We start from the raw sequence: 18853 nt of genomic DNA, 5'->3' as shown, positions 1-18853 counted from the left end.
GCCGAGTGGTCGGCGGCACGTCGGCCTCAGCGGGACCAGCCCGGTCAGTTCTTGGCGATCGACCAGTTCCCATCGGCGCTGACCTGCAGGGCCACGGAGCCGTCGGGCAGCAGCGTGGTGCCGTCGTAGGCGCCGATGTCGTTGACGATCAGGTCGGGGTAGCTCTCGCCCCAGGCCCAGATCGCGAAGTTCCGCTCGCCGTCATGGGTGAGGGTCACCGGGGTGAGCCCGTCGGCGACATCGCCGACGAGGACGATGGAGTCACCCGTGCCCTCGTATGCCGACTCGCCGTCCCAGCGCGGGGCGTCGCTGAGAGGGACGAGATCGATGGTCCAGTTCCCGTCCGCCTCCACCCGGATCGCGGCGGGGTCCTCGCGGAAGTTGAGCGCGACCTGGCCCTCGTAGGTCCCGATCTGGTTGACCATCAGGTCGAGGTCCTGCCCGTTCTCGTCCACGGACCACAGGGCCACGTTGCGTGAACCGTCGTGGGTGACGGTGGCGAAGAAGAAGTCCTCGCCCAGCGGTTCGAGGATCACCACCTCGGCTCCCGTCCCGGAGAAGGACTGCGGCTCGGCGGGCTCCGGAGTCGTCTTCTCTGCAGCGGGGTCCGAGGTGGTCTCCGCCGGCTCTGCCTCGGCGGAGGTCGCGGGCGCAGAATCCGCAGAATCCTCGGAATCCTCGGAGCCCGTGCTGGTGTGGCCCGCGCTGTCCTCCTCGATGGGTTCTGCCTCGGCGGCGGCGACCGGCGGGTTCGCGACCTGGTCCTCGCCCTCGGAGGAGGCAGGTACGGCGCCGCACCCGCTGAGCAGGACGAGCGTCGCGAGCGTGCCGGCGACGCCGCTGCCGAGCAGACGCAGGGAGCGGCTGCGCTGCGCAGCCGAGGGGAGGGTCCGTGAGGGGGACATGTGATCTCCTGATGGAATGAGGTGGGGGCCGCGTCGGGGGACTCCGACGGACGGTCAGGCACAGATCGAGCATGCGAGACACCTCGGACACATGGCGGGGCAACCATTGATAAGCGTCCTTATCGAGCATTCCGCTCGGAATGTCTTTGCCGTCCAGTACGGTGACTCCGATGCCGATCAGGAGGTGAGCCGTGCCGACGTTGACGATGCAGTCCATCGCGGACCTCACCCAGGTGCGCCGCGAAGTGGTCAGCGTATGGCGCTCCCGCTCCACCGGCAGCGACCATCCGTTCCCGCCGCCGCTGTCGGCGGAGGACCTCCTCTTCGATACCGGCGAGGTCGCCGCCTGGCTGGAGGCGACCGGGCGGGGCAACAACCCCGAGGCCCCCGTGGAGGTGCTCCTGCACTCCTCGCAGTTCGAGCAGCTGCGAGAGGATCTCGACGCCACCTCGACCCTGCTGCTCGTCCACGACCTCGTGGGTGGCCCGCTGTCCACCCTCACCGCCGGCGAGGTTCTCGCCGGAACCGCTGCGTACGAGCTCGGCGCTCTGGTCGCCCGCGAGCATCTCGCGGAGCTCCTCGAGCGCACCGCACTCGTGCGAGCCATCGACGAGCTCGCCGAGGCGGCCTTCTCCGGCCGGGGCCTGCTGGACCGGCTGATCACCTCCTTCGCCCAGTCCGACGGACCCTGGGCCGGCGAAGCCCTCACCCCGGCCGGCACCTCGGTGCTCCTCGAGGTGCTGCGCGGACTGCTGGACCAGGCCCCCTTCCGCCTCGATCCACAGGGACGCGGCGGCCTGCTCCTGGCCACCGCGCTCTCCGCCCTGCTCAGCGATGAACGGCAGCCGGCATTCGGCCTCGATGACCCGGAGGTGCAGGAGCCCGTCACCCGGGCGGCGATGCGGATGCTCGCCGCACACGCCGGGCCGGACGCGGTGGGCCCGGCCAGTGACGGGGCGCCGCATCTCGCGCTCTGTCAGCACCAAGACGTCCCGGACCCGCACGCCTTCTTCACACAGGTCGAATCGGTGCTGCTGGACCTCGGCCCGCAGGACGCCGCCGTGGTCATCGGACCCTGCGAGCTCCTGGTCGACGGGATCACTGACGAGCAGGTGCGCGCCGCCCGCCACCGGCTGCTGCTGCCCACGCCGCAGAGCCCGGCACCGCTGCGCTACGCGGCCCGCCTGCCGAAGGGCCTCAGCCGCTTCGGCGGCCGACGCCGGCTCGCGCTGTGGGTGTTCGGCACCGCGGTGCCCCACGCCGGCACGGACTGGACCGTCTACGGGGAGCATGCGGACACCTCGCTGGATGCCTCGTCGCGGGCCGCGATCGCCGCCGATGTCACCGCGGCGCTCACCGGGGGCACCGCGCTGACCGCTCACGCCTTCCTGCGCAGCACCCGCCTGGCCACCCCTGCCCTGCTGCGCCGGCGGGACCTCGTGCTCACCCCGTTCTCCCGCCCGGAGCGCAGCGGCGGCGAGAGCCTCGCCCGGCTCTGGGAGCTCGACGACGGAATGCTCGGCCAGACCCTCAGCCTGCTGGCCACCGGTGAGGACGGCGCCGATCCCACCGTCGCCTGGGCGGACGCCCTGGACGGGTTCGCCCGCGAGATCCGCGGCACCCGACTGCCCCCGGACGCGATCGGCGCCCCGGCCGCGGGCAGCGTCGCGGTGATCGGACCGCAGGAGGTCCGCGACCCCCAGCGCCTCGGCGACCGGGCGATCGATCGCCTGGTCTTGGAGAAGGTGGCCGCGCGCAGCACCTTCACCGCCCCTGGCGACGTGGTGTTCACCGCGGAGGGCGGCGTCGCCGCCTTCGTCGACACCGCGGGAGGCCATGTGCTCCAAGCCCCCGTCCGGGCCCTGCGCTGCCTCCCCGAGCCCCGCCGGGACCGGGTCCTGCATCCGCAGGCGCTCGCCGCGGACATCGCCGGCCAGGAAGGCCGCGACCGGCGCACCTGGCGGCTGCGCACCGTCCCCGCCGAGGCGGTCCCCGCCCTCGACGCCGCCGCGCTGCGGCTGCAGGAACGCCGTGCCGAGCTGCGCCGACAGCTGTCGACCCTCGACCACCTCGAGGACGAACTCATCCAGGCCGTGGCGGCCGGAACCCTCGCCGCCACGATCACCACCCCCACGAAGGAGAACTGATGGCCACCACGCAGGCCACCTTGGCGCCCTCGACGCCCAAGGAGCTCAAGGACACGCTGTGGAAGGCGGCGGACAAGCTCCGCGGCTCCATGGACGCCAGCCAGTACAAGGATGTGGTCCTCGGGCTCGTGTTCCTCAAGTACGTCTCCGACGCCTTCGAGGAGCGCCGCGAGGCGATCCGCGCCGAGCTCGCCGGCGAGGGCGAGGACTTCATCGCCGAGACCCTCGAGGAAGTCGACGAGTACACCGGCTCCGGCGTGTTCTGGGTGGCCCCCACCGCCCGCTGGGAGTACATCGCCACCCACGCCAAGGGCACCCAGGCTGATGCGACGACCGACCGCCAGACCGTCGGCGACCTCATCGACGCCGCGATGACCCACCTGGGCACCGACAACACCTCGCTCGAGGGCACCCTGCCGCGGATCTACGGCCGCGACAACGTGGACCAGCGCCGCCTGGGCGAGCTGGTGGACCTGCTGAACTCCGCCCGCTTCACCGGCCAGGGCGCCAGCAAGGCCCGCGACCTGCTGGGCGAGGTCTACGAGTACTTCCTGGACAAGTTCGCCAAGGCCGAGGGCAAGCGCGGCGGCGAGTTCTACACCCCGCCGGTGCTGGTGCGCACCCTGGTGGAGATCCTCGAGCCGCATAAGGGCCGGGTCTACGATCCGTGCTGCGGCAGCGGTGGCATGTTCGTGCAGGCCGAGAAGTTCCTCGCCGCGCACGACGAGGACCCGACGAACATCGCCGTCTACGGCCAGGAGCTCAACGAGCGCACCTGGCGGATGGCGAAGATGAACCTCGCCATCCACGGCATGGACTCCCAAGGTCTCGGCGCTCGCTGGGGCGACACCTTCGCCCGCGACATCCATCCGAACCTGGTCGCGGACTACGTGCTGGCGAACCCGCCGTTCAACATCAAGGACTGGTCCCGTAACGAGGACGATCCCCGCTGGACCTACGGCGTGCCTCCGGTGCGGAATGCGAACTACGCCTGGATGCAGCACATCCTCTCCAAGCTCTCCGCCCAGGGCGAGGCGGCCGTGGTGATGGCCAACGGCACCATGGCCTCGAACACCGGGGGAGAGGGCGAGATCCGCAAGCAGATGCTGCAGGCGGGCGTGGTCTCTGCCGTCATCGCGATGCCGCCGAACCTGTTCCGCTCGGTCGCGATCCCGGTGTGCGTGTGGTTCTTCGCGAACGACAAGACCGCCGGGTCGAAGGGTGTGAACGACCGCAGCCGCGAGGTGCTGTTCATCGACGCCCGCGAGAGCGGGCACATGATCGACCGCGTGGAGCGCACCTTCTCCGACGAGGACATCCACCAGATCGCCAACACCTTCCGCACCTGGCGCGGCCGCGACTCCGCCGAGGGCAAGTACGAGGACGTGCCCGGCTTCTGCAAGAGCGCCACGATCGAGGAGATCGAACAGGCGGGTTGGGCCGTGACGCCGGGACGCTTCGTCGGTGCTCCGGAAGCGGAGGAGGACGACGAGCCGATCGACGAGAAGATCGAGCGGCTGATGCAGGAGCTCACTGCATCGCTGGATGAGTCCGCACGGCTCGACGCGGTGGTGCGGGAACAGCTGGGGAGGTTGGCGTGAGCGTATTGCCTATCGGATCGTTTTTTGGGTATGTGATCGGTGGAGGTTGGGGAGCGGACACTCCTTCCGGCGAGACGGTTCAAACCGCAATTATTCGCGGTGCTGATTTTCCGTCGGTGGCACTCCAGGATGTCAGCGGCCTGCCAGTGAGATTTGAAAACTCAGCAGCGGTCGAAAAGCGAGCACTTCGGCCGGGAGACATTGTATTCGAGATCTCGGGAGGAACAAGGGATCGGCCGACGGGCCGAAGTGTATTCGTTTCACGTTCGATGATCGAATCTTCGCGAGCCCCAATCATTCCAGCGAGCTTCTGCCGCCTGGTCCGCCCAGACTCAACCATAGTTGAACCTCGTTGGCTTTATTATCGACTTCAGGCATGGTGGAATAATGGGGGTGCTTGGGGGTATCAGAATCAATCGACCGGCATTTCGAACTTCCGATTTAAAGAATTTGAACGAGAGTACGCGGTGAGTCTTCCAACTTTTCGTGCACAGGAAGGTGTTTCCGAGGTTCTTGCAGCCCTCGACGACAAGATTGCAGCGAACAAGCGCTTGTCGGCTGCAGCGTTTGCTCTGGGGGGGTCGTTGGTGAGAAAGAATGCATCGAAGACGCTAGCGCTCGTTGACGTTGCAGACGTGGTCATGGGGTCGTCTCCGAAAGGCGAACTCCTGAATGAAGAGGGCATTGGGATGCCCTTTTATCAGGGTGTTCGCGATTTTGGAGAAGTGTTTCCAGGCCCTCGAGTAAGTACCGAGAGCCCAGTGCGAACTTCGCCCACGCGCTCCACATTGTTCGCCGTGCGTGCGCCAGTGGGGGCCGTGAACTTTGCGATCGAAGAGGTTTGTATCGGTCGAGGTCTTGCTTCCATTTCGTCTAACGAGCGTCCGGCTACTCTCCACTTCTGTCTGCGAGAATTCAAGGAGATCTGGGATGAGCATCAAGGTGGTGGGACGGTGTTTGCCTCGGTTAATGGGAGCGACGTACGGAATGCACGCCTGCCGATTCCTGAGGACCACGGAGGTCAGTTGGAGAGTAGCTTGGCGGCCCTTCTCGACCGCGCGGTGCAAGCTGAGCAGGGAACTGTCCTCCTCGCCGCAACCCGCGACGAACTCCTCCCGCTACTGATGTCCGGCAAGATCACCGTCAAAGATGCCGAGAAAACCGTAGAAGGAGTCCTCTGACATGTCGTCCCATACCGGTGAAGACGCCTGGGAGCAGCTCGTCATCGATGCGTTGCAGGAGCTCGACTGGCAATTCACGCCCGGCGCGGAGGTCGCGCCGGGCTCGGGGGAGCGGGAGTCCTGGCAGGACATCGTGCTGCGCGGCACCCTCGATGCGGCGCTGAAGAACCTCAACCCCGAGGTGCCAGGGGAGTACCTGCAGCAGGCCGCAGCTGAGGTGCTCGCCCCGCAGTCGCGCGACGCGATCACCGAGAACTTCCGTCTCCACCAGATTCTTCGGGACGGCTACCGGGGCATCACCTATGTTGACCTTGACGGGCGCGAGCGCACCCCCGTGATTCGTTTCCTCTCCGGTGACCCGGCAGTGAACAGCTACCGGGTGGTGAACCAAGTGACCCTGCGGCGCGGTCAGGTGGAGCGACGCTTCGACGTGATCGCCTACGTGAACGGTCTGCCGCTGGCGATCATGGAGCTCAAGCAAGCCGGCAGCCGGGCCGCAACGGCCGAGGCCGCGTTCAATCAGCTGCAGACCTACATCACCGAGCTGCCGATGGCGTTCCGCTTCGCAGCCTTCGTTCTCGCCACCGACGGCATCAACGCGCGGTACGGCACGGCGTTCACGCCGTGGAACCACTTCGCGTCCTGGAACGTCGACGACGACGGGCGCCCGGTCCCGATCGGCGAGCCGGGCCCGGACGGGGAGATCCTCACCGAGATCGACTGGACACTCAACGGCCTGTTCAACCTCGAACGCTTCGGGCAGCTGGTCTGCGACTTCGTCGCCTTCGATGAGGATGCCGGCGGGCTCAGTAAGCGCATCGCCAAGCCCCACCAGTACTTCGCCGTCACCAAAGCGGTCGGCTCCACCATCGACGCCGTCCGCTCCGACGGCAAGATCGGCGTGGTCTGGCACACCCAGGGCTCCGGCAAGTCCATGGAGATGGAGCTGTACACCGCGAAGGTGATGGGCCATCCGCAGCTGGCGAACCCCACGATCGTGGTCCTCACCGACCGCACCGAGCTGGACACCCAGCTGTTCGACGGGTTCCAACGCTCCACGCTGCTGCCCGAGCAGCCCCGCCAGGTCGGCTCCCGCGAGGAGCTGCGCACCCAGCTCAGCCAGCGCCGCACCGGCGGGATCTACTTCTCGACCCTGCAGAAATTCGGTCTGTCCAAGGCGGAGAAGGAAGCGGGTGCCGCCCACCCCCTGCTCTCGGACCGTCGCAACATCATCGTCATCGCCGACGAGGCCCATCGCAGCCACTACGGCGACCTCGACGGCTACGCCCGCCACCTGCGCAGCGCCCTGCCCAACGCCGCGCTGATCGCTTTCACCGGCACCCCCATCCGGGAGGCGGACCGCGACACCCGCGAGGTGTTCGGCGCCGATATCGACGTGTACGACCTGCGCCGCGCCGTGGAGGACAACGCCACCGTCCCCGTCTACTTCGAGCCCCGCCTGATCCAGCTCGCCCGGCTCGCGGAGCTCGACGACGACGCGATCGACGACGCCGCCGAGGAAGCCACCACCGGGCTCGACGAGGTGGACAAACAGCGCCTGCAGCAGTCCGTCGCCGTGCTCGAGGCCCTCTACGGGGCGCCCGAGCGGCTCCACACCCTCGCGGAGGACTTCGTCGCCCACTGGGAGCAGCGCCGCGAGAACCTGCGCCCCATGGTCGAGGGCCCCGGCAAGGCCATGATCGTCACGGCCACCCGCTCCATCGCCGCCCGGCTGTACGAGGAGATCATCGCCCTGCGCCCGGACTGGCACGACGACTCCGATGCGAAGGGCAAGATCAAGGTCGTCTATACCGCGAATCCCTCGGACCCCGAGCAGATCAAGGCCCATATGCGCCGGCCGGGCGCGATCGCCGCCATCAAGCAGCGTGTCAAGGACCCCGGCGATGAACTCGAGATCGTGATCGTCAAGGACATGATGCTCACCGGCTTCGACGCCCCGGCCCTGCACACCCTGTACCTGGACCGCAGCATCAAGGGCGCCCTGCTCATGCAGACCCTCGCCCGCGTCAACCGCACCTTCAAGGGCAAGCAGGACGGGCTGCTGGTCGCCTACGCCCCGCTGCTGGAGAACCTCAACGCCGCACTGCGCGAATTCACCCACGAGGTCGACCCCACCGACCCCTCCGCGGGCCGGCGCGACGTGGACGAGGCCGCGCACCTGGTCCACTCCCTCGTCGGCCTGCTGCGAGAGATCGTCACCCTGGACTGGAAGGCGATCCAGAACGCGGATGTGCGCCGCGGCTTCATCAACGCCGTCACCGCCACCACGAACTTCCTGCGCTCGCCCCTGACCGATGGGAACACGGACCCCGAGAACCCGCAGGCACGGCCGCTGGCCGACGCCTTCCGCACCCACTCGGCGAAGCTCGACCGGGCCTGGGCCCTCGCCGCCGGGCACACCGACATCCAACCGCTGCTGCCCGAGGTGCAGTTCTACAAGGAGGTGCGCGTGTGGATGGCGAAGCTCGACGCGCGCGACCGCCTCTCCCGTGGGGAGCCGATCACCGACGAGGTGCGGCGTCTGCTCGGCGAGCTGCTGGTCGACTCCGCCGAGGCCGCCGGCGTGGTGGACATCTACCAGGAAGCCGGCCTCGAGCTCCAGCGGCTGGACGCGATCACTCCCGCCTGGGTCGAGGAGGCGAAGAAACCCTCCAAGTCACAGCTCGCGATCGAAGCGCTGAAGGCCAGCATCCTCGAGGAAGCCGCCCGGGTGACCCGCGGCAACCAGGTGCGCTCCACCCTGTTCTCCGAGCGGATCAACGAGCTGATGCTGAAGTACACCAACAAGCAGCTCACCGCCGCGGAGATCATCGCCCGGCTCATCGAACTGGCCGGTGAGGTCAGCGCCGAGGCCGACCGCGGTCAGCACTTCAACCCGCCGCTCGGCACCGATGAGCTCTCCGTCTACGACGTCATCGCCCAGAATCCCTCGGCTGTGGATGTGATGGGGGATGACACCCTCGCCCAGATCGCTCGGGAGCTGGTGGTGACCATGCAGCGGGACATCCGCACCGACTGGACCGTGCGCGACGACGTGAAGGCCAAGATGCGCTCCTCGATCAAGCGCCTGCTGCGCAAGTACAAGTACCCGCCGGATCAGCAGCCCGCGGCGATCGTGAGCGTCATGCACCAGATGGAGTCGCTCGCGCCGCGCTACGCCGAGCGCCTCCAGCCAGCGGCAGGAGGGACGCGATGAGCGGCAAGCAGGTAAGGCTCTTCCTCGTCGACGGGAAGCCCGGCGGACTGATGACCGCGGAGATCGGCAACTGGACTGGCCACGTGCTGCGGGGCAAGCGCCTCGAACTCGGTGAGATCCGCAAACGCACAGAGGCGAGCCGTACCGGCATCTATATCCTGTTCGGCAGCAACGCCGAGGGCGACAGCGTCGCCTACATCGGGGAGAGCGACAACGTCGGCAAGCGGCTTGTCGAGCACGACTCCAGGAAGGACTTCTGGGATGAGGTCGCCATCATCACCTCGAAGGATGCGAACCTCACCAGCGCCCACGTCCGATACCTCGAGTCCCGTCTGGTGCGGATCGCCAAGACCGTCGGCCGAGTCCCGCTCGAGAACGTCCAAGGACCGACAGGGGGCGCCGACCTCCCCGAGGCGGACGCCTCGGACATGGACTACTTCATCGACCAGGTCCGCATCCTGATGCCCGTCCTCGGATACGACATCTTCCGCGGCCGTGCGGCCTCCGTCCCGGAGCGACCGACGACGACGGCCGGGCAGGGGAGCCTCGGTCTCGAGGACATGACGGTGGACAGCCCCCTGTTCCACCTGCGGACCACCAAGGGTGTCGATGCGCACGCACAGGTCATCGACGGCGAGTTCACTGTGCTCGAGGGATCTATCGTCAGCGGCGCGATGCGCAGATCGGGAAAGCAGTCCGCCTCGACCGCCAGGCAGTTCGAGAACCGGTCGCTCCAGCATGCGGAGGTGGTGAAGAGTGCCGTGCCGTTCGACGGTGGCGACCTCGCCCGATTGACCAAAGACTTGGTCTTCTCCTCGCCGTCCGCAGCGGCCTCGGTCGTGCTGGGACGCGCCTCCGCGAACGGCAGGACCGAATGGGAGGCCGAGAGCGGCCAAAGATACGGCACCTGGGAGCTCTCGCAGGCCGAAGCCTGATCCGGGCAGGAGCCGCGATCGCTGGGGCTCGAGGCCGGCTCGGCCACGTCCCGGACCTTCGTCGACCCGGTCGGGTCCACCGGTGCGCTCGCCAGGGTGAGCGGGGTCGTGGTCGCCCTCTGACATCGACGCGACGCGCTGAAAACGGCCCGGTCACCGGCCCGGTGCGACGGCGACCCGAGGGTCTCGGGGAGCAAGGTCCTGGCGGAGACCGAGGCCCTGCCTCCAGACCGCGTCGAGGCCTCGGGCCGGCAGAAGCGACTTCATGGCGACGATCGACCGGGCGTCCGCCCCCACCAGCGAGCGCGGTCGCATCCGGCTCCGGGTCAGTTGTCGCTCGATCGCTAGGGCGACCTGCTCGGGCGGTTTCGCGTTCTTGCGGATGTTGCCGACGAGCCGGTGCTCGCCGGCGAAGTGCGGCGCATAGAGCGCCTTGAGCTCGGGAGCGAGGTCACCTTCGAGGTCGTCGAGAAGTTCGTCCATCTGGTGCCACGGGTCTGTGTCGATCACGCCCGGCTCGACGAGTGCGACCTGGATGCCGAAGGGGAACAGCTCGACCCGGAGGCAGTCGGCCACGGCTTCGATCGCGTACTTCGAGGCGTTGTACATGCCGGTGAACGGGAACGACACCCGGCCGTTGATCGAGGAGATGAATACGACTCGTCCTCGGGCACGGCGCAGCCGCGGCAGCACAGCCCGGGTGAGTGCGAGCGGCCCGACCACGTTCACGTCGAACTGGTGGTGCATCTCGCCTCTGGACAGCGTCTCGAGCGGACCCGGGACGGCGATACCGGCATTGTTGATCAGGGCGTCGAGCCGCTCGGGGAGAAGGCTCCCGAGCGTGTCCAGGTGCTCGTGCACGGTGACGTCGAGTTCGACCGGGGTGATCATTGCAGATTCCGCAGCCAGCTGCTGGGCTGCGATGTCGGTGCGGACACCCGCAAAGACCCGCCAGCCCGCGCGGGCCAGATGGACGGAGACGGCGCGGCCGATCCCGCGGCCGGCACCGGTGATGAGGACGGTTCGAGTGGTCATGCCCTGACTCTCTCGCCGTCCGGTCCCTGGCGTACGAGTAGAGCGATACTCGACTCGGGCGCGGTAGTCTACTCCCATGGAGGGGCTGTGGCCGCTCACCGGCCGGGACGAGGAGCTGCGCCGGGTCATCACGGCGATCCGGCCAGGTGCGCCAGGAGTCGTGGTGGGGGGCCCGCCCGGGGTCGGCAAGACCCGGCTCGTGCGGGAGGCGCTGTCGGAGTCGCGGGCCCGGGGTCAGAGGGTCGTGTGGGCGCACGGCAGCACGGCCGCCCACCCCTTGCCGCTCGGGGCCTTCGCGGGCCTTCTCGATGTCGCCTCCGGGGAGGCGCCCGACACCATCGCCCGAACGCTGGATGAGCTCTCCCGGCGGCGGCCGCTGGTGCTGGCCGTCGATGACGCGCACCGACTGGACGAGCACTCCGCGATCGTGCTGCATCGAGTGGTGGCACGGCAGCTTGCACCGGTCGTCGTGACGATGCGGACCGGGGAGCCCGCGCCCGATGTGGTGGTGTCCCTGTGGAAGGACGACCTCCTGCCATGCGTGGACCTGGACCCGCTGGGCTGCGCGGAGGTCTCCGTTCTGCTCGCCCGGGTGCTCGGCGGTCCGATCGAATCGGCCTCCGCTCGCAGGTTGTGGCATCTGACCGAGGGCAGCCCGCTGTTCCTGCGGCACCTGCTGCCGGGGGAGGTGGCCGCGGGCCGGTGCACGCCATCCTCCGGGATCTGGCGCTGGACCAGTGAGCCCGCGATCTCCCCGGAATTGGCCGACCTCGTCGAACGCCAGATCGGTGACCTCGCAGCCCGGTGCGGGACGTCGTGGATCTGGTGGCGCTCGCCGAACCGGTCCCGGTCCGCACCCTTTCCGCGTTGACCTCGCCGGGAGACGTCGAGCAGGCCGAGGATCGGGCACTCGTGAGCATCGAGGGACAGGTCGCACGACTGGCACACCCGCTGTACGGCGAGGTCCGCCGTGCAGCCATGGGCACGCTGCGGTCACGACGCCTCCGTGGGTTGGTCGCGCAGACCATGGACCCGGGACCGGACCCGATCCCGCGGGCGGTGCTCACCGTCGACTCCGACCTGGCGCCTGACCCCTCCCTGTTCCTGCAGGCTGCCGAGGCTGCGATCCGGATCTACGAACTGCCGCTGGCCGAGCGGCTGGCGCGCGCAGCCGCTGCGGACGGTGACCCCGTCGCCCGTCTGGTGCACGCCGCTTCCCTGTCCTGGCTCAGCCGTGGGGACGAGGCCGAGGCGATCCTCCTGTCCCTCGAGGCGGATCCGTCGGAGCCGCTGCTGCGGGCTCAGACGCGGCTGTACCGGGCCGGGAACCTGCTGTGGACCTTGGGCAGGCCGCAGGAGGCACGCCGAGCAGTGGACGCGGCCGAGGCCACCGGGGCGGCCCCGCTCCAGTCCGCCGCGATGTCCCTCGCGCTCTCGGCCGCGGTCGGAGATCTCGCCCCGGTCCTCGAGCGCGGTCCGGTGCTGCTTCACGGGGACCCGCCCGACGAACTGAGTCGCAACCTGATCGCGTCCGCGGTGTCCGCCGCGGCTGCTGTCACCGGGGAGCAGGGACTGCTCGAGGAGGCCGCGATCGTCGGTGGCCTCACCGCCGACCGAATACCCACCGTCATTCCCGGGTTCGAACTCGCTGACCTGCAAGTGCTCGGATACCGTCTCGCCGGGATGCTGGACAGGGCCGAGGAGCGTGCACGGGGGATGCACGCCGCCTCGGCCGATCTCCCGGGCCCGGCCCGGCTCATGGGACTGGTCGTCGCCGGGCATGCCGCGCTCGCCGGGGGCCGCGTCCGCGATGCGCTCCTTCTCCTGCGCGAGGCGTGGGCCGGGCTGGAGAACTCGGGGCACGAGTTCCGGTTCCGCTGCCGAACCCTGCTGGCGACCGCAACCGGACAGGCGGGTCAGACGGCATCGGTCGCTCCGCTCCTGGACGACATCGTCGCCCGACATCATCCTGCCTACAGCTTCTGTCTGCCCGATGATCTGCTGGCGCAGGCATGGGGAGCGGCTGCCGACGGGTCGACGACCGAGGCACATCGCCATGCTGTCGCCGCGGCCACTGTCGCCCGCGAGACGGGGGCCCCGGCCTACGAGGTGCTCGCCTGGCAGACCGCGCTGCAATTCGGCGATGCGACCACGGCGCCTCCCCGCCTCAGGGCTCTCGCCACGCTCAGTCCGCGGGCGGCAACGGCCGACGCCCACGCCCGTGCCTGGGCGGACCAGGACGGGGAGCGGTTGCTCGAGGCCTCGGCGGCGTGGACCCGGCTCGGTGATCTGGTCGCCGCCGGCGACGCGGCCGCCCAAGCGGCCGACGTACACCGACGGCACGGTCGGCACGGTTCGGCTCTGACCGCTGCGGCCGTCGCCGAGCAGCTGGCGCGCCGGTCGGGCGCCTGGACCCCGGCCCTGGCGCTCGCTGTCCGACCGCTGCCGCTGACCGCCCGTGAACGCGAGATCGCGGTGCTGGCCGCCCGGGGGCTGTCCAACCGGGCCATCGCCGGGCGATTGACCGTGTCGGTGCGGACGGTCGAAGGGCACCTCTACCGCGCCGGACACAAGCTGGGAGTCTCCGAGCGTACCGCCCTTGCGGACGTCCTCGGACTCGAGTAGAGCGGTACTCGCTGCGGGGCACGCTTCCGGCCGGACGATGGTGTCACCTAGTCACAGGAGGAATCATGGACACCATTCACGTGCCCCCCGGAGGTGGCCGCAGCTACTCGATGACCGACGGAGACCACGTCGCCAAGGTCGCCATCCATGACGAGGCCGGGGCGTTCGAGGTCTTCGAGGTGAGAGCGCCCCACGCCCCGATGACACCTCCGCACGTCTCGCCGTGGACCGGCGTGCTGTTCCTGCTCGAAGGCAGGGTCACAGCGCAGGTCGGTGGCGAAAGGCACGAGGTGGAACCGGGTGGGCTGGTCGTCTTGCCGGCCGGGGTGCCGAACACCTTCGCGGTGATCGGCGAAGTTGCCCGATTCGTGGCGATTACTTCTGGCGATGGCGCAGGCCGGTTCTTCGCCGACTACGCCGACTCCGTCCCCAGGGATCAGGGCGTCGGCGACTCGAGGGAGAAGATCCTCGCCGTGACCAGGCGACACGGCGTCGCACTCGTGGAACCGGATCCAGATCGCACTTCACTGTGACCAGACACCGTGGGAGCAGAGCTCAGCTGACTACCTGCACTGGGCGAGGCGGCGGGTTCGTCAGGCGAAGGCCGCGACAGTCCACGAGACTCATGTCGAGCCGCTGGTGGAGTCCACGTTCTTTCCCTGGGGAGGCCCGGACGACAGCCCGCTGGACAAATGAGACAGAGAAATGCCAGCTATCCGGAGTTCCGGAAGAGGATCCCTGACCCTCTTGTCGCTGGCACCTTCACAATATCAGCCCTGGTGGCCGAGGCTGGTCAGGGCTACGGCACCTGGGAGACCGCACAGGTCGAGGCCTGATCAGGGCCCGGGAACGTCGAGTCCGTCGTCCTGCTCATCGCGGGACTCCGGTCGTGCGAGAGCCTCTCGCACGATGTCGACGACCTCGTCCGGCGAGTCGACGTCATGCAGCGTCGGCACCGGCTGATCGGGGATGCCGACGATCCACCGCCCTGCGGCGTCATCGGCCGCCCTCGCGACGATCAGCGCGTCGCCGGCCGGGCGCCGGATCCGCAGGAGCGGGCGCCGCTCGTCGGGAGTGATGGCGTCGGCGAGCTCCGGCAGCGCAGCGATGAGCGCTCGCTGGATGCGCCCGCGCTCGAGCCAGTCACCGAAGGCGTCGGCGATATCGTGGGTGAAGAACATGGGGTCCCTTTCCAGCAGCCCGGATCCTGCAGCGAGGCCCGCCGGGGGCTGCCGCGAGAACGGTGATCGTGGATCGCATGCGGTGCATACGAGTCATGAGGAAAGGATGCGATCAGGCCCTGACAGGACGGGTGGGAGAGCCCGATAAACCGCCTTATCACCTCACGCGCGATGCAGTGACGCTGCACAGGACGCCGTCGGGAATTCACTGCGGCCCCGCCGCGTTGTCCCCGCCATGCGTGCAATGACCTACTCCGAATACGGCGACCCCTCCACCCTCGAGCTCACCGACGCCCCGCTGCCGAAGGTCGGCCCGGGTGCCGTGCTGATCCGGGTGGAGCGCGCCGCCGTCAACCCCGTCGACTGGAAGGTGATGAGCGGCGGCCTGGATGCCCTCATGGACGCGGTCTTCCCGATCATCCCGGGCTGGGACGTGGCCGGCGTGGTGGAGGCCGTCGGCCCCGATGCCCCCGAGTTCGCGCCCGGTGACCGGGTCGCCTCCTACGGCCGCAAGGATGTCCTGCACGGCGGCACCTTCGCCGAGTACGTCGCGCTGCCCGCCACCTCCGTCGCCGCGATCCCCGACGGTGTCGACGTCGACGCCGCCGCGGGCCTGCCCCTGGCCGGGCTGACCGCCCTGCGCAGTCTCGAGACCCTGGAGCTGACCGGGCAGGACACCCTGCTCATCCATGCCGCCTCCGGCGGGGTGGGTCACCTCGCCGCCCAGCTCGCGCGCGAACGGGGCGCGACCGTCATCGGCACCGCCTCCCCTCGCCACCACGAGAAGCTGGAGGCGATCGGCGTCACCCCGGTGGCCTACGGGGAGGGCCTGGTCGAGCGGGTGCGGCAGCTCGCTCCCGAGGGCGTGAGCGCGGTCGCGGACTTCGTCGGCGGCGCGCGGGAGGAGACCCTCGCGCTGCTTGCCGAAGGCGGGCGCCACGTCTCGATCGCCGACCCCTCCGTCGAGGAGGCCGGCGGGCGCTGGGTGTGGGTGCGACCGGACGGAGCCCGCCTGCGCAGCCTGCTCGAGAAGGTCGCCGCCGGTACCCTCCACGTCGACATCGACCGGACCTTCCCCCTCGCCGAGGTCGCCGACGCCTTCGAGGTCAGCATGGGCGGCACCGCGAGCGGTAAGCTCCTCATCGACGCCACGCGCTGAGCGCACGGCCGGGCCGCTGGGGCGCGGCCCGCGCCGGCGGCGGGGGAGGGGGACCGGGAGAGGCTACTTCTGCGGGAGGGGCTCGGACTCCGGCCGCTGCGGCCGTGACCCGCGCAGGAAGCAGGAGCCGATCAGCCCCACCACGGCGATCCCGCCGGCGACGATGAATGCCACGTTCACGCCGTGGATCGGGCCTGCCATGCCGTATTCCTCGGGGTCCCTCGCGGCGGCGGTCATCACCGTGACCAGCACGCCGGTGCCCACGGAGGCGGCGACCTGGCGCATCGTGTTGTTCACGGCGGCGCCGTGCGGGATCATCCGCTGGGGCAGCTGGTTCAGCGCCGCCGTGGTCACCGGCATCATCACCATCGCGGTGCCCAGCATGCGCACCGCATTGACGATCGCGATGTAGGCGAAGGTCGTATCCACGCTCAGCCGGGCCAGCAGGAAGCTGGTGACCGCCAGGAGCGCGAAACCGGTGATCGCGAGCACCGAGGCCCCGAAGCGGTCGAAGATACGCCCGGTCACGGGAGACATGATGCCCATGATCACCGCGCCCGGCAGTAGCACCAGCCCGGACTCCATCGCGGTGAAGTCGCTCATGTTCTGCATGTACAGCGGGATCATCAGCATCCCTCCGACCATCGCCATGAACACCAGCATGCCCAGCACCGTGCCGAGGGCGAACATGCGGTTGGCGAGCACCCGCAGCTCCAGCAGCGGCTCCTCCAGGTGCAGCTGGCGGTGCACGAACCAGATCAGGGTCAGCACGCCCACGATCAGCGGGACGATCACCTGCAGGCTGCCCCAGCCCACATTGCCCGCATTGCTGAAGCCGAACAGCAGCCCGCCGAAGGCGAAGGTGGACAGGATCAGCGAGAGCGTGTCCAGGCGCGGGTTCGTCTGCTCGGTGACGTTCTTCAGCGTGAGGTGGGCGAAGATCAGGGCGCCCACGGCGATCGGCAGCATCATCGCGAACAGCCAGCGCCAGGACCAGTTGTCCACGATGAACCCGGACAGGGTCGGCCCGATCGCGGGGGCGAAGGAGATCACCAGGCCGAAGGTGCCCATGGCGGTGCCGCGCTTGTGGATGGGGAAGATCGCGAACAGGATCGTCTGCATCAGCGGCATGATCATGCCGCCGGCGGCGGCCTGCACCACCCGGCCCAGCAGCAGTACGGCATAGACCGGTGCGATCGCGCAGATGATCGTCCCCAGCGTGAAGATGCCCATCGCGGCGAAGAACATGGTGCGCGTGGTGAACTTCTGGATCAGGAACGCCGTTGCCGGGATCATGATGCCGTTGACCAGCATGAACAGTGTGGTCACCCATTGGGCGGTGTTCGCGGAGATCCCGAAGTCCACCATGAACGCCGGCAGGGCCGTGTTCAGCAGGGTCTGGTTCAGGATGATGACGAACGCGCCCGCGAGCAGCACCGCCATCACCAGGAAGGGGTTCACCGCCGGTTGCGTGCGGCCGCTCGCCTCTGGGGCCTCGTCGTCGGTGTGGCCCATGGTGGGATCCTCCCCCGTCTCGATCCTCGCCGGGCCGTTCCCCGCTCATCGTGCGGCTGATGCCGCCGCGCATGAGATTAGGCGTAAAGTTGCACTCGGTGCAAGGTCTGGGTGCTGGGATGCATGTCTCGATGCCCTGGGTCACCGTATTCATCGCACGATTCATCGCACAATGGAGCCGTGCCCTCCTCGACAGTGACCTCTCCGACGCTCGCCGCGCGCGCCGACCAGGCGCTCGCCGGACTTGCTCCGGGCTATTTCGCTCTGGTGATGGCCACCGGGATCGTGTCGGTCGGGCTGCGCACCGCGGGAGCCGCCGGCGTGGCGCGGGCGCTGCTGGTGCTCGGGGTGCTCGCCGCCGCGGTGCTGGCCGTCCTCTACATCGCACGGTGGCTCCGTCACCGGGAGCGGATGCGCGCGGACGCGAGGAATCCCGAGAGCGCCTTCGGGTACTTCACGGTCGTCGCCGCCTGCAGCGTGCTGGCCGTCGGCCTGCAGGCGGAAGGTCTCGGCATGGCCTCCGTGGTGCTGCTCGGGATCGGCGCCTCGATCTGGATCGTGCTGGGCTATGTGCTGCCCTGGCAGGTGCTGATGACCCGCGACGGGGAGCCGATCCTGGCCCGCACCAACGGCAGCTGGTTCGTCTGGTCGGTCGCCTCGCAGTCCCTGGCCGTGGGCCTGTCCGGCCTGGAGCCGGCATCGCCCGTCTTCGCCGCCGTGCTGGGCCTGCTGACGGTGCTGTCCTGGTCCGTGGGGACGATCCTCTACGTGGGGATCGCGGTGCTGGTGATCCTGCGGATCGTGCACTTCGGTATCACGCCGCAGCAGTTCGAACCCACCTACTGGGTGGCGATGGGGGCGCTGGCGATCGCCGTCGTCGCCGGAGCGGGGATCTACGCCATGGAGCCGGTGCCGATGGTCGACGCCGCCCGCGGGCTGATCGGCGGGACCGTGGTGCTCTTCTGGTGCTTCGCCCTGTGGCAGTACCCCCTGCTGCTCGGTGCGGGGCTGTGGCGGCACGTGATCCACCGGGTGCCGCTGCGGTACGTCCCCACGCTGTGGTCGATGGTATTCCCGCTGGGCATGTTCGCCGTCGCCTCGCTGCGGCTGGGCCATGTGGAGCATCTGCCGCTGGTGGAGGGGATCGGGATCGTCGGGCTGGTGGTCGCCGTGTGCGCGTGGGTCGCGGTCTTCGCCGGGCTGCTGGTCACGCTGATGCGCGGGGTGCGCGGCACCTGAGGCCGGCGGGTGAGGGCTCCGCCCCGACCCGGGACGTGGATCGGTATCTCGTCATCACCGCACATCCCGGCTCTGGACGGGGGAGGGGCGGTGTGCTTGGGTGGCCGCACACG

The 18853-nt window shown here is 69.0% G+C and carries 15 protein-coding genes; 11 read left to right on the top strand and 4 right to left on the bottom strand.

Going from position 1 to position 18853, the window contains the following annotated elements; translation table 11 throughout:
- Window positions 1-44: 44 nt before the first annotated feature.
- Complete coding sequence (locus ACHUEU_RS07315; protein WP_394215258.1) at window positions 45-905, bottom strand: hypothetical protein; 861 nt, start codon at window positions 903-905, stop codon at window positions 45-47.
- Window positions 906-1096: 191 nt separating this feature from the next.
- On the opposite strand from ACHUEU_RS07315, the gene ACHUEU_RS07310 reads away from it, so the two are divergent.
- Genes ACHUEU_RS07310 through ACHUEU_RS07290 form a run of 5 tightly spaced genes read left to right on the top strand, consistent with a single transcriptional unit; the run spans window position 1097 to window position 9986 of the window.
- On the top strand, window positions 1097-3052 hold the full coding sequence (locus ACHUEU_RS07310) for a hypothetical protein (RefSeq protein ID WP_394215257.1): 1956 nt from the start codon (window positions 1097-1099) through the stop codon (window positions 3050-3052).
- Window positions 3052-4653: a type I restriction-modification system subunit M gene (locus ACHUEU_RS07305; RefSeq protein ID WP_394215256.1), complete on the top strand. Its 1602-nt coding sequence runs from the start codon at window positions 3052-3054 to the stop codon at window positions 4651-4653. Before ACHUEU_RS07310 ends, ACHUEU_RS07305 begins: the two co-directional genes overlap by 1 nt.
- Window positions 4650-5834, top strand: a complete 1185-nt coding sequence (locus ACHUEU_RS07300; protein ID WP_394215255.1) for a restriction endonuclease subunit S domain-containing protein — start codon at window positions 4650-4652, stop codon at window positions 5832-5834. The genes ACHUEU_RS07305 and ACHUEU_RS07300 overlap by 4 nt, the downstream gene beginning before the upstream one ends.
- 1 nt (window position 5835) lies before the next feature.
- On the top strand, window positions 5836-9051 hold the full coding sequence (locus ACHUEU_RS07295) for a type I restriction endonuclease subunit R (protein WP_394215254.1): 3216 nt from the start codon (window positions 5836-5838) through the stop codon (window positions 9049-9051).
- Window positions 9048-9986 (top strand): GIY-YIG nuclease family protein, encoded by a 939-nt coding sequence (locus ACHUEU_RS07290; protein WP_394215253.1) that lies wholly within the window; start codon window positions 9048-9050, stop codon window positions 9984-9986. The genes ACHUEU_RS07295 and ACHUEU_RS07290 overlap by 4 nt, the downstream gene beginning before the upstream one ends.
- Before the next feature lie 153 nt (window positions 9987-10139).
- Here ACHUEU_RS07290 and ACHUEU_RS07285 read toward each other — a convergent pair whose 3' ends face one another.
- Entirely contained in the window at window positions 10140-11021 is an 882-nt protein-coding gene (locus ACHUEU_RS07285; RefSeq protein WP_394215252.1) for an SDR family oxidoreductase, read from the bottom strand.
- Between the two features lie 76 nt (window positions 11022-11097).
- Between ACHUEU_RS07285 and ACHUEU_RS07280 the strand changes: the two genes are divergently transcribed.
- The 4 genes from ACHUEU_RS07280 to ACHUEU_RS07265 all read left to right on the top strand — a co-directional run bounded on the left by ACHUEU_RS07280 (window position 11098) and on the right by ACHUEU_RS07265 (window position 14482).
- Entirely contained in the window at window positions 11098-11892 is a 795-nt protein-coding gene (locus ACHUEU_RS07280) for an AAA family ATPase (RefSeq protein WP_394215251.1), read from the top strand.
- Window positions 11889-13646, top strand: coding sequence for a helix-turn-helix transcriptional regulator (locus tag ACHUEU_RS07275; protein WP_394215250.1), 1758 nt, complete (start codon window positions 11889-11891; stop codon window positions 13644-13646). Before ACHUEU_RS07280 ends, ACHUEU_RS07275 begins: the two co-directional genes overlap by 4 nt.
- 65 nt (window positions 13647-13711) lie before the next feature.
- Window positions 13712-14179, top strand: a complete 468-nt coding sequence (locus ACHUEU_RS07270) for a cupin domain-containing protein (protein WP_394215249.1) — start codon at window positions 13712-13714, stop codon at window positions 14177-14179.
- Between the two features lie 159 nt (window positions 14180-14338).
- Window positions 14339-14482 carry a hypothetical protein gene (locus ACHUEU_RS07265; protein ID WP_394215248.1) on the top strand — a complete coding sequence of 48 codons (144 nt, stop codon included), beginning with the start codon at window positions 14339-14341 and terminating at the stop codon, window positions 14480-14482.
- On the opposite strand, the gene ACHUEU_RS07260 is transcribed toward ACHUEU_RS07265, so the two are convergent.
- Complete coding sequence (locus ACHUEU_RS07260) at window positions 14483-14827, bottom strand: hypothetical protein (protein WP_394215247.1); 345 nt, start codon at window positions 14825-14827, stop codon at window positions 14483-14485.
- Between the two features lie 244 nt (window positions 14828-15071).
- Here ACHUEU_RS07260 and ACHUEU_RS07255 point away from each other — a divergent pair, with 244 nt between their 5' ends.
- Window positions 15072-15986, top strand: a complete 915-nt coding sequence (locus ACHUEU_RS07255) for an NADP-dependent oxidoreductase (protein WP_394215246.1) — start codon at window positions 15072-15074, stop codon at window positions 15984-15986.
- Between the two features lie 63 nt (window positions 15987-16049).
- Here ACHUEU_RS07255 and ACHUEU_RS07250 read toward each other — a convergent pair whose 3' ends face one another.
- On the bottom strand, window positions 16050-17501 hold the full coding sequence (locus ACHUEU_RS07250) for an MDR family MFS transporter (RefSeq protein ID WP_394215245.1): 1452 nt from the start codon (window positions 17499-17501) through the stop codon (window positions 16050-16052).
- Window positions 17502-17681: 180 nt separating this feature from the next.
- Between ACHUEU_RS07250 and ACHUEU_RS07245 the strand changes: the two genes are divergently transcribed.
- The gene (locus ACHUEU_RS07245) at window positions 17682-18740 is read left to right on the top strand and encodes a tellurite resistance/C4-dicarboxylate transporter family protein (protein WP_394215244.1); all 1059 of its coding nucleotides are present in this window, start codon (window positions 17682-17684) and stop codon (window positions 18738-18740) included.
- The last annotated feature ends 113 nt before the right edge of the window (window positions 18741-18853 follow it).

The organism is Brachybacterium vulturis (genome assembly GCF_043641765.1).
GTDB lineage: Bacteria > Actinomycetota > Actinomycetes > Actinomycetales > Dermabacteraceae > Brachybacterium > Brachybacterium vulturis_A.
The sequence above is the reverse complement of the archived record's forward strand: the minus strand, read 5'-3'. Positions and strand labels throughout refer to the sequence as shown.